At 47.1% G+C, this 11,802-nt stretch carries 11 protein-coding genes; 8 read left to right on the plus strand and 3 right to left on the minus strand.

The genetic code is table 11. The annotated features are described in order from the left end of the window. Positions 1-25: 25 nt before the first annotated feature. The 8 genes from ACUN27_RS01165 (at position 26) to ACUN27_RS01200 (ending at position 6,694) form a co-directional block, all read left to right on the plus strand. Positions 26-916, plus strand: a complete 891-nt coding sequence (locus tag ACUN27_RS01165; RefSeq protein WP_181646517.1) for a carbohydrate ABC transporter permease — start codon at positions 26-28, stop codon at positions 914-916. Between the two features lie 56 nt (positions 917-972). After that, complete coding sequence (locus ACUN27_RS01170; RefSeq protein WP_127454106.1) at positions 973-1,815, plus strand: carbohydrate ABC transporter permease; 843 nt, start codon at positions 973-975, stop codon at positions 1,813-1,815. Between the two features lie 141 nt (positions 1,816-1,956). After that, positions 1,957-3,723: a sensor histidine kinase gene (locus tag ACUN27_RS01175; protein WP_315954427.1), complete on the plus strand. Its 1,767-nt coding sequence runs from the start codon at positions 1,957-1,959 to the stop codon at positions 3,721-3,723. Between the two features lie 4 nt (positions 3,724-3,727). Beyond that, positions 3,728-4,903 carry a response regulator gene (locus ACUN27_RS01180; RefSeq protein WP_315954428.1) on the plus strand — a complete coding sequence of 392 codons (1,176 nt, stop codon included), beginning with the start codon at positions 3,728-3,730 and terminating at the stop codon, positions 4,901-4,903. 179 nt (positions 4,904-5,082) lie between these two features. Next, on the plus strand, positions 5,083-5,619 hold the full coding sequence (locus tag ACUN27_RS01185) for a C40 family peptidase (protein ID WP_326062597.1): 537 nt from the start codon (positions 5,083-5,085) through the stop codon (positions 5,617-5,619). A 65-nt stretch (positions 5,620-5,684) separates the two neighbouring features. After that, on the plus strand, positions 5,685-6,080 hold the full coding sequence (locus tag ACUN27_RS01190; RefSeq protein WP_326062596.1) for an HAD family hydrolase: 396 nt from the start codon (positions 5,685-5,687) through the stop codon (positions 6,078-6,080). Positions 6,081-6,104: 24 nt separating this feature from the next. Then, entirely contained in the window at positions 6,105-6,323 is a 219-nt protein-coding gene (locus ACUN27_RS01195; RefSeq protein ID WP_315954431.1) for a helix-turn-helix domain-containing protein, read from the plus strand. 170 nt (positions 6,324-6,493) lie between these two features. Further along, positions 6,494-6,694, plus strand: a complete 201-nt coding sequence (locus tag ACUN27_RS01200; protein ID WP_126140957.1) for a cold-shock protein — start codon at positions 6,494-6,496, stop codon at positions 6,692-6,694. Positions 6,695-6,968: 274 nt separating this feature from the next. On the opposite strand, the gene ACUN27_RS01205 is transcribed toward ACUN27_RS01200, so the two are convergent. The 3 genes from ACUN27_RS01205 to ACUN27_RS01215 form a co-directional block, all read right to left on the minus strand. Continuing rightward, positions 6,969-8,285, minus strand: coding sequence for an ABC transporter substrate-binding protein (locus tag ACUN27_RS01205; protein WP_326062594.1), 1,317 nt, complete (start codon positions 8,283-8,285; stop codon positions 6,969-6,971). A 151-nt stretch (positions 8,286-8,436) separates the two neighbouring features. Then, positions 8,437-10,038, minus strand: coding sequence for a response regulator transcription factor (locus ACUN27_RS01210; protein WP_315954433.1), 1,602 nt, complete (start codon positions 10,036-10,038; stop codon positions 8,437-8,439). Continuing rightward, positions 10,016-11,767, minus strand: a complete 1,752-nt coding sequence (locus ACUN27_RS01215; RefSeq protein WP_445560586.1) for a cache domain-containing sensor histidine kinase — start codon at positions 11,765-11,767, stop codon at positions 10,016-10,018. The genes ACUN27_RS01210 and ACUN27_RS01215 overlap by 23 nt, the downstream gene beginning before the upstream one ends. Between the last annotated feature and the right edge of the window lie 35 nt (positions 11,768-11,802).

The following is an 11,802-nucleotide window of genomic DNA, read 5'->3' on the forward strand; positions in this document are numbered from 1 at the left end:
ATATCTCATGAAGGAGGCGAGCCAAGTGAATGTGTTAAGAGTCTCCAAGTGGACGATTGCCATGTTTGTACTGCCATGTTTGTTGATTTATGTCTGTCTCGTTTTTGTACCGATTCTAGTATCGTTATATAGTGGATTGCTGGATTGGAACGGGATCAGCGGTGCAAAATTCGTTGGTTTGGATAATTTCCGTAACTTGTTGTTTCATGATCCTGTGTTTTGGCCGTCCGTGAAACGGACTTTAATGTTTGCCGTATTTTCAATGGTTGAAATTCCAATTGCATTAGGTGTAGCCGTTCTCTTGAACCGATTCATCAAAAAGCCGAATTTTCTAGTTTCTGCTTACTTCTTACCGGTTATTTTGTCCGTTGTTATCGTCGGACAGCTCTGGAAAACCATCTATAACCCTGCCGCAATGGGCGGTATGCTCAATCAAGTATTGGACATGTTGAATTTGCATAGCTGGTCGAGATCCTGGTTAACGGATCCGAAGATTGCTATGTACTCTCTGTATTTCGTGGCCCTGTGGCAATACCTAGGGTACCACACTTTGATCCAGTTCACTGGCATTCAGAACATCCCTGCCGATATTTACGAAGCAGCGCGGATTGATGGAGCGGAGGGCCTTAAAGCCGACTGGTATATCACTTTCCCTATGAATATTCCGATTTTCAAAATATCGATCGTTCTTGCCTTTATCGGCTCTTTACAGGCGTTTGACATGGTCATGGTTATGACCGGCGGTGGTCCGGCTCATGCCACAGACGTTATTTCCACGCATATGTACAACATGTCGTTCCTATCCATGAAGTATGGATATGGTAGTGCGATTGCTGCCTTCTTGGTTGTCTTATGTTTGATTGCAACTGTAATTATCAATGGTATCTTTAATAAACTAGAGAGAAGATTTACTTAAGGAAGGGGAGTGTCACCATGCAAGATGTCAGGAAAGCAGCGGTTGCTGCACCTGCAATGACTCGGAGACGCAAAAGCTTCTCTATCCTGAAAGTTTTGGTCATTGCACTCTTGTCGTTGCTCGTAGTTACACAAGTGTATCCATTGCTTTGGTTGTTCATTTACTCGTTAAAAACGAATGAGGAAATCTTGTCGGGGCGGTTTTTCGCCCTCCCCCAAGTGCTTCAATGGAAGAACTTCTCCTCGGCTGTAGAGGCGGGGCATTACTTCCAGTACTTGAAAAACAGTCTTTTCGTCACATCGGTTACAATGGTCTGCGTTATCTTGCTTAGTTCCTTGGTTTCTTTCGCCATTACAAGGTTCAAGTGGAAATATGGCCAAGTCGTCATGATCATCTTCCTGATCGGGATGATGGTCCCGATGCAAGCGACATTGCTGCCGCTGATGATTATTTTCAAAAACTTGAATGCTTTGAACACGCATCTATCCATCATCTTGCCTTATATCGCGTTTCAGACGCCAATTGCGGTCTTTATCCTCAGCGGCTTCATGAAATCCATTCCGGCTGAGATTGAAGAATCTGCTGTCGTAGACGGCGCGGGGGTTTTCCGAATCTTTGGAAGCATTATTCTTCCGATTTCGATTCCTCCGATGATGACGGTGTGTATCTTGACCTTCATCAATATTTGGAACGAATACATTCTTGCGGCGACATTCATTTCGTCGGAGCGGCTCAAAACGCTGCCTTTCGGGGTGAACAGCTTCGTCAGTCAATATTCGGTTAATTACGGAGCTATCGGTGCGTTTCTCGTATTAGGTGCGCTGCCGGTCATTATCATTTATTTCTTATTAGCCGATAAAATTACAAAAGGTATGGTAGCGGGAGCGGTGAAGGGTTAACTTCACCCCTCTCTTTTTGCCGTTTAGGAAACAGCCTGTGATATGATAGCCTGTAACGACTAACGAAAGGGGACCGATTTCGAAGTGACACGGGGCCTTCATTCTATTCATAGCCGGCTGTTTTTGCTTTTTATTTCCTGCATGCTGATCCTTTTAACTTTGGTAAGCGTGCTCTATTACAAGAAAACAACGGACATTATTCATAGCAAAATCAGTGATTTGGCGGAGAAAAATATTTCCCAGACGGTAGGTCTCTTTGATCTGCTGCTGCAGGGTTATGACAGCATTACGAAATCGCTCAACAGCAACTATGAGATGCTCAGGTTAATCCATGACCGTGACACAAGCAAAGATGAAGCGGTCAATATCATTAATGAGCGCACCATTACGAATATCATGGGAGCAGCCTACTACTCCAGAGATGACATTGTCGGAATTCATATCATTACGAATGCGGGCAAAAACTATAACTATGAACGTGGTTTTGACAGCGTCATAAATGCGGACTATGCCAGTACGGCCTGGTACCATAAGCTGCAGGATTCCTCCGGTGAGATGGTTTGGCTGGGTCTATCCAAAGGCTCGATCATCAACCGGTTTCAGCAAGATTCTGTTTTCGTATTCGGACGCAAACTGTACGATTTAACCGATCATCGCTTGATTGGCGTTCTGGTGATTGAAACGAACCCGCAGCCGATTCTGGCGGCGCTTTCGAACGTGAGGATTTCCCCGAACAGCCAGGTGTATATCGTCGATAAGGAAGATCATATGATTGCCTCTACCGCGGGAGAAAAGGACAGTCCACCTTCTTTCGGAGGCCTGCCGCGCCCGCAAAACAATGAGATCGTCGTGGATGACCGAACGGAACAACTGATTGTTTCCGCTAAAGCGAAGATGTCCGATTGGACCGTATTCGGTTTAACTCCCAAAGGTGATATTAACTCTGAGGTTGTGAAAACGAGAGAGTACCTGTACCTCGTGATCCTGGCGGTGGTGTTCCTATCCTTGGTGCTTGCGAGTATTATTTCCCAGAATATTTCCTCACCTCTTAAGCTGCTGATACGGGAGATGAAGCAGGTGGAGATGGGGAATTTCAAAGGGTCAGTAACGGTCAAATCGTTCGAAGAAATTAACTCGCTCGTGTCTTCCTTTAACCGCATGGTGAATCGGATGGATGAGCTGATTGATCGCATTACGCTCGCCACCGTAAGTGAGAAGAACGCGGAGCTGCAAGCGCTGCAATCTCAAGTTAATCCGCATTTTCTCTATAATACGCTGGATATGATTTATTGGATGTTAGACGAGCGGGAGAACGACCGTTTAGGTAAAGTTATTTTGGCTTTGTCCCATATGTTCCGCTACAGCAGTGACTGGCAGGAGGCCTCGAAGACAACCCTTCGCCAAGAGCTGGATCAAATGCGTCATTATATGACGATCATTGAGAGCCGCTTAGAAGGCAGGGTCAGCACCGTATTGGACGTTGCGCAGGAGTGTCTGGATGTGGTTCTTCCGAAAATGACGCTTCAGCCAATCATTGAGAATGCGGTCAAATACGGGCTGGAGCCGCTCGATCGTCCTGGCGTGCTGCGGGTCTACACGGAGATCAGCGAGCATGAGCTGCGGATTGTGATTGAGGATAACGGTGTCGGCATCGAGGAGAGTGCCCTCCAGTGCATGCAGGAACAGCTGATCAAGGACGCATCGGATATCGACGGTGCGATGGCGTCTCTGCAATCTCCACAGACAACCGGTGCATCCGGACAAACTAGACGAGGCATTGGCATTACCAACGTGCATCGCCGGATTGTTCTTATGTTCGGAGATATTTATGGACTTCGCATTCATAGCAAGCAGGGGGAAGGAACGACCGTCATCATTGCGATGCCGCTTCCTCGGAAAGGAGAGTAAAACCATGGACATTCTCATCGTAGACGATGAAACGGTGATCCGGGAGGGCATCCAGCGTACGCTGCTCAACCGCTTCCCCGAGCATCAGGTTCATCTCGCGGCGAACGCGGAGCAAGCGATTGCTTTGCTGCGGAGCCACCGCATTCAAATCGTCCTCACCGACATTCTCATGCCGGGAATGACAGGGCTGGAACTTATGAATATGTCCCGGAGCCGGCATCCGAATGTGAAATGGGTGGTCATATCCGCGTATTCCGAATTTTCGTATGCGCAGGAAGCTGTGCGGCTCGGGGCCAAGGATTATTTGCTGAAGCCGATCGGCAAAGAGGTGCTCAGCGAGATGATCCGGAAGCTTGGCGAGGAAATCGCTCACGAAATCGAGCTGAACGAGGAGTCTGAGCTCCTGAAAGCGAACCGCAAGTATTTGCAGGAAGCTGTCTTTCAGCGCTTTGCGCAAGGACTGGATACCGGGCGCATCGATATGAAGCCCTTCATGGAGCAGCACCCGTATTTCCATCTGATTATGGTGAAAATGGAGAGCGATAAGGCCGTTTTCCTCGAAAATTTCATTATCGAGAACGTCCTTCAAGAGCTGATCGAGCGCTACGGCAAAGGTTTCGTAACAGTGCACGACAGCAAAAGCCTGCTCGGCATCGTCACACTGCCGGACGCCGCGCTCTTAACCACACTCGTGGATGAGCTGCGCAGCCACCTCGTGAAGTATTTGAAGGTGCCCTTTCAGATTATGAGCTCCGAACAGATCAACCGCTTCGAGGCGGTGCCAGCAGAAGTACAGCGCATGCGTCAAGCTTCGACGACGCAGGTCTACGAGCATCATGCGAGCGGCAGCGACCGCTCGGTCGATGTGGCTTTGCAATATATTCGCACGCACTATCATGACGACCTGTCGCTGGAGAAGGTCGCAGCGATCGTTTACTTGAATCCGGTTTATTTCAGTCAGTTATTCAAACAGAAGATAGGCCAGGGATTCAAGGAATATGTTACGCATCTTCGTCTGGAACAGGCGAAGCAGCTTCTTTTGAACCCTAAGCTGAAACTGGCGGACGTCGCCGATCGAATCGGTTATCAAGACATGCGTCATTTCTCGCAGGTGTTTCGCAAGAAGTACGGTGTGACCCCCTCTGAGTATCGAAATGAGCAGACGCCGAACACGGTGTGAGAGTTGTCAAGAGTTAGCGGCTCAGCCAACTTTCAGCAAATTCTAATAATAGCGCTTAAAGCTAGGCGCCGCTTGGATATCTCGTAGGACTGGTAAATACCGGTCCTTTTATGTGTGTTATGGTGGACCCAGGGCCAAACAAGCCCATCACCATGATCCATGAAGGAGGATATCCCATCATGTTACTAGTGAAAAAGAGCCGCCTTAGCAAATCATTCGTGGGAATTGGCCTGGCGCTTTCCTTATTAACGTCCGGAACGATGTTATTCGGACCTCAGTCAGCCTTAGCTGCTGCGAGTGATTCCACAACAACCGCAGCATATAGCGCCACGAGCACAAGCAAAGCAAGCGGTGTTGTGCGCACGGCACGATCCTATATCGGTAAAGTGCGTTACAAATTTGGCGTAAGAGACACGTCACGTTTGATTCTGGATTGTTCCTCTTTTACACAGATGGTTTTCAAGAAGAACGGGATCACGATCCCATGGAGTTCGGCTGATCAAGCGAAGTTGGGGACAGCCGTTAAGAGGAAAGCGAACCTGCGCGAAGGCGATCTCGTCTTCTTCAGTACGTCCAAGCCCGGACGTATTAATCATGTGGGCATCTATGTCGGTAATGGCAAGTTCGTGAGCAACACGGCGAGCTCCGGCGTCGTCATGCTGGATATGAATGATAGCTACTGGAAAAATCGGTTTATGACAGGCCGTCGGTTGTAATTGACCGATGGCTCTCTTTAATGGTATATAAAAGAAAACCTACATAAGGGAGCAGGGAAGCCATAATGAACTTGAAGAATGCTTTTGACGATGTGAAAAAGTTCCACCAGACCTTTGAGCACCCGGTAGCCACAACTCCGCAGCGCTTGTCGGAGAGCCGCAAGGCGGCTCGCCTGGCTTGGATGCAAGAAGAGCTGGACGAGTTCAAAGAGGCGGCGACACTGGAAGACGAAGTGGATGCCATGATCGATGAGTTGTACTTCGTGTTGGGTACCTTAGTCGAGATGGGAGTTGAGCCGGGGCCGATTTTTGACATCGTGCATCATGCTAACATGTCCAAAGTGTGGTCGGACGGTCTAGTCCATAAGAACGAATTTGGCAAAACCATTAAGCCCCCCGACTGGCAGGACCCTTTCGACAAAATTAGAGCAGAAATTCGCAGGCAGATGGACGATAAATAAGTTTTCAGTGGAGGAGGAAGAGGCATGTTATTTCATACCAGGCTGAAAGAGCTGAGACAACAGCAAAATCTAACGCTGCGCAAACTTGGCGAGAAAGCGGGCGTCAGTTATTCTATCCTGAATGCCATCGAAAATGGTCGAATACAACCGTCGAATGATGTCGTAATTGCTCTAACAATTGCCTTGAAAATAGAGGATAAAGAGGAACTCTTATCCTTAGTAAGAAATGCCTCTGAAGGGTAATTGCATTAGCCAAATATGTGTGGTACAGTATTAATAGTCTTTGGGGTAAAACCTGAATTGCTTATTGCAAAGGGTTATCATTTTAGTTTGTGAAACCTTTTCCAATGTGTAATTTTTTTGTTCGAAACAAGAAAAAAGACATGTTAATTAAAACTTTGGAGGTATTACCCATGGCAGTAGGAACAGTTAAATGGTTTAACGCAGAAAAAGGATTTGGCTTTATCGAAGTAGAAGGCGGCAACGATGTATTCGTACACTTCTCCGCAATTCAAGGCGAAGGCTTCAAAACTTTAGACGAAGGTCAACAAGTTGAGTTCAACGTTGTTCAAGGCAACCGCGGACCACAAGCTGAGAACGTTGTAAAGCTGTAAGCTTTTGCTTGCATAGATAGCAGTTCGGAGAACAACTCTTAACATTATGTTAAGAGTTGTTTTTTTGCGTCAGGAACTGCGATAGCCCCTACGAGGCGTTTTATGATACGTTCCGAGGGCTTGAAGGACCTTTATCCGCTACTGCTCAGAAAACGGAACAGAGACGTGCTCAGAAGCCTCTCAGGAGGCGTCCGTGCCATGAAAAAGGGCAGCCCCTTGAGTAGATGATCTACTTCGGGGCAGCCCTTCTTGATACTTATCTGTCGATGAGAATTTACTGATACTCTTTCGCCTTTTTCACAAGCTCGTCATAAGCAGCTTCCGGTGTGATTTTGCCGAACATGACTTTCTCGCCGATCGTTTTGAAATCCTTCGCTGTGTAGTTGCTCCAGCCTTTAGCCCCGGCATTGAAAGGTTGAGCGTCAGGAGCTACATTCTTAATAAGTTCAATTTGCATTTTATCAGCAGGGGTGAGTTTCGGTGTTAAATACTCGAGCATTTTCTTGGAAACCGGCACGCCCCGTGTTGTGGTTAGAAGATCTGCCGCTTCGCTGTCATTCACGAACCAGTCGATGAACTTCTTGGATTCTTCAGCATACTTGGAATCTGCGCTCACAGACCAGAACATGGAAGGCTTCAGCCAACCGCTGGATTGCACGCCTTTCGGTTGATTCACAAGGGAATAAACGTTAGGTTTTACAGCTTCATAACCAGGCAGCAGAGCAGCGAAAGTACGCTTCATAAATACGTTGTCATTGTTCATGAGGTCGAGCTTTGCATCAGACTCTTTATCCGTGGTCGCAATTTCTGCCGGAGGAATGACACCGGCTGTGCGAAGCTCGGCATATTTTTTAACAAAAGTTAGATAGGTGTCTTTGTCGATGTTGAATTTGCCGTCTTCCGTAATCGGATAGCCCTTGCCTTGGCTCAGTTGATAAGCGGTGTAGACCGTATAGTCAGATGTTGCGTCCATCAAGACATATTTATCTTTTTCCAGCTTGGCTTTGGCATCTTTACCGAATTGGAAGTATTCATCCCATGTCCAGTTATTTTTAGGTGGCGTGATTCCGAGTTTATCAACCGCATTTTTGTTATAGATCATACCGGTTGCGTTATTGCCTAACGGGATAGCGTAAAGTTTATCTTTGTACTTGCCTGAGTCTACGAGCGACTTGTCGATATCTTCAGTGCGAATGCCTTTCGATAAGTCAGCAAGCTGGTTTCTGCCCGCATATTCGGAAAGCCAAGCCGGGTCCATTTGAATGATATCAGGCGCATTTTTGGCGGCTGCCTGGGTAGCGAGCTTATCGGCGTAACCGTCAAATCCCGAAAATTCCGGTTCGAAGGTCACATTCGGATGTTTTTTCGTATAAGCATCCAGTGCTTTTAGCGTAGCATCGTGTCTTGCTTGTGAGCCCCACCATACAATACGCAGTTTCACAGGTTGCGTGCTTGCAGCGTTCGGCGCTGTCGTTGCAGCTGTGCTGCCTCCTGCTGTACTTGCTTTATTCCCAGAACCGCATGCGCTTAAAGACAGCGCTATCAAAGCAGTCATGCTGAGCATGCCCCATTGTCTCATCTGCATTTTCATTGATAATCCCCTCTCGCTAGCTAGTCTTCCCTACAATCTCATTATAGGATTAACGGAAAAAATGAAGAATGATAGTAATGAACACACTTCTTTCACTTTTGATCACAAAATTACAAAGCACAAAACGGATGCTTCATTTCATGAACGACAGTTAACCGCTTTTGCCTACTTCGCTTGGACTCATGCCTGTATACTTTTTGAAAATAGAGCTGAAGTAAGGAACGTTCTTGTATCCAACCTTCTCAGAAATTTCATAAATGAGATGTTTGCCTTCGGCCAGAAGGGCCTGCGCTTTCTTCATTCGAACCTGAATCAGGTAGTTGGTGAACGTTTCGCCGGTTGATTTTTTGAAAATCTGGTTCAAATAGTTCCGGGATAAGTACAGTTTTTTCGACATATCTTCCAAGGATACCTCTTCGGCATAGTGGTCATGCGCATATTGAATCATGAAATCGACAGCTTCTTTATGTTTGGAATTCTCATTCCAATGCCGGCTGGTGGCGATGATATGAATTTTGGCGCGCAGCCACTCTTGCAAGTGGGTTGTCGTTTGAATTTGCATGATTTCCGACGGCAGATGCATGTCCGGAAATAGTTCATCCAGCACAATGCCAACACTGTACAGGGAGTAGGCGAAGATCGTCCATAACTCTGTGCAGAGATACTGTAAGTAAGCAGGCGTTATCGTTGGCATCTGCTGCAATTGATGAATATAGGCATCTACAATTTGTGAAGCAGTCTCTTCCTTCGAATACACAATGGCTTCCGCAAGTTCCTGATAAAACTTGATTGGCCGAATCGCCAAATCCGATGGCAGGGAGGTTGGTTTGCCTAGCTGCGGAGTCATCGTTTGCTGGAGCAGATCCAGGAAAGCCTCCTCGGTGGAATCGGATATTTCCTGCCAAGCTGTTTTCACTTGACCTATTCCAATACGGATGTTCAGTTTAAGATACATAAGCACACAGTCAGTAATCCGGTTGCCGATTGCGCGAATGCGGCCAAGGGATGCGTCAGCAGGCTCCGAAGGTTCAATATGAAACATGATCGCAGCATGATGGCTGTGAAGCTCGATGAAGTCGGATTCAGGCCAATCTTCCGATAAAATTTCCTGAATGATATTAGCCAGCGCAAAACGGAATAAATTCCAATCGATCAGCGACAGGTTTGCCGTGCGTATTGTGCTCATCAACTCAATGCCCATGACAAGGTGATGGCGATGAATCCAGTGCTGCTGCTCAGCGGGAGGGAGATTTAGGCCAGAAACCCATTTATGGGACGTCCCCGTCATGACCGATTTCAACCATTCCTGCTGCCCGAATGGTTCATAGAGCATCAGCTTTTTTCTAATGTCTTCTTGTTCCATCTTGATAAGCTCTTTGGCTTCTAGTTCTTTAATGACTTTCTCCAGCACAGTCCGAAGCTCATCTACGGTAACGGGTTTGGATAAATAGTCACTGACATGCAGTCGCAATGCTTGCCGGGCATATTGGAAATCGGTGTACCCGCTCAGGATAATGATCTCCCCTGGAAAGTTCGCTTCCCGGAGTTTTTCAATCATTTCAAGCCCGTTCATCACAGGCATGTAAATGTCCGTAATGACGATATCCGGCTGGGTCTGGCTGATCATCTCCAGCCCCTCGGCGCCGTCGCTGGCCTCGCCCGCGAATTCAGCGTCAATGGCTTCCCAAGGAATCGCCTTTTTCATGCCTTCGAGCACTTGAAAGTCATCGTCAATGATGAGTATTTTCCACATAATACCGCTCCTCCACCTGTTCTTTGTATTGAATTTGTGGCAGCAGAACCGTGACAAGCGTCCCATTGCCTTTAGAACTGGTCATTTGAACGCCGTAGGGAGGCCCGAAATAAGCTTCAATCCGCTCCTTCACGTTGCGTACACCATAACCGCCCGTCTTTCTTATCTTTGGTTGATTCCAATCGGGACGCAGCCCTACACCGTCATCCTCAATCTGGAATTGGATGTCTTGATTGACCAGCTGTACGTTCACCTGGATCTCGCCTTTTTTTCTGCCGTGGAAACCATGAATAATGGCATTCTCTATAAAAGGTTGCAGCGTTAACCTCGGAATATAGAGCTCTCTGGCGGACTCATCAACGTTAATGGTGAATGACAATCGGTCGCCCCAGCGGATTTGTTGAATTTGCAAATAACATTCGACATGTGTGATCTCGTCGGCGATCGGAATGAGCGTCTCCCCGTTAGATAGGCCGATACGGAACATTTTGCCCATCAAGGAGAGGATTTTACTAATTTTGTCTTGGCCTGAATCAATGGCTAGCCAGTTTAGTTGATCCAACGTATTGTATAAAAAATGGGGATTAATCATCGCTTGCAGCGCTTGAATTTCCGCTTCACGCTGGCGTTTATGTTGAGCTTTCAAGGAATCCAGCAGCTCCTCAATGCGTTCCATTTGTTTGCGATAACCGTTAAACAGGTTTCCGAACTCATTGGTATAGTCTTGAGGCAAGTCTGCCACAAAACCCCGGTCCGGCAGCTTGCTCATGAAGGCGAGCAGTAACCTGATGGGCTTGGTAAATTGTCTGGAAATAAAAAACGTGACAAAAAATCCAATAATAATAGCGGAAAGCCCTACCGTTAAGAGAATCAGTGCCAGACGGATACTGCCGTTAATGATGTTCTTCCAAGGCGTTACTTCAACCAACATCCAGTTGGAAGGCGATTTGCTCCATACCAGTAAAGAATCGCTTTGCTGTTTGGCTGACAGATGTATGCTTCCGAACTTTTCATTTATGACTTTCAGTTTATCCAGTACATCGCCTTGCAGACTTTGATCCCCAATCGATGTCATTTTCCTGCCGCTAGCATCGAATAACAGCCGGCTTCGGCCTTCCGTTTCCCCCCGAATCAAGTCCTGAATTTCCGAAGATTTCACGTTCAGCATCAGCATGCCATAGTAAATACCGGAGTTATTATAAAGTTTCCTGGCATAGCCGATTACAGCGAGCGGACCTTTGTTGGTCTGAATCGTCCGTTCTTTAATCCAGGCCGAATCGTTATTTTGAATATCCGGAAACCAGTCTTCCTCCCGTACCTTTTGCAAATTATAGACGCGGATAGGACCCTGCGAATCCGGCATAAAAGGCCGCTCCGTATACAAATAAATCGACTGTACCATGGTTGTGCTGTAGGTGATGCTTGCCAGCAAATTCTCCAAATCCTGCTTCCGGCGATTGCGCTCAAATAAGTCGCTTTCGAGTGGATCGTATCCGATAATATCGATGTTTCTGGAAGCGGCTAGCGACATTTGCTCTATCGAGTTTAGCTGAATGACCAGACGTTTATTTAATTCATTTAATAGATCCTGCTGATAATTAGCGGTATTGCTGGCCAGCTCGCGCGAAGTGAGGCTGTAGCTTATCCATGAGGTGACGAGCAGCAGCACGGCGATGAAGGCAGCGAAACTGCCAAAGAACAGCCGGCCGATGCGGACACGCTTGAACATTGTAAACAAGGCTGATCCCCCTCATAAGATGCTAT

Source organism: Paenibacillus sp. WC2504 (assembly GCF_052682475.1).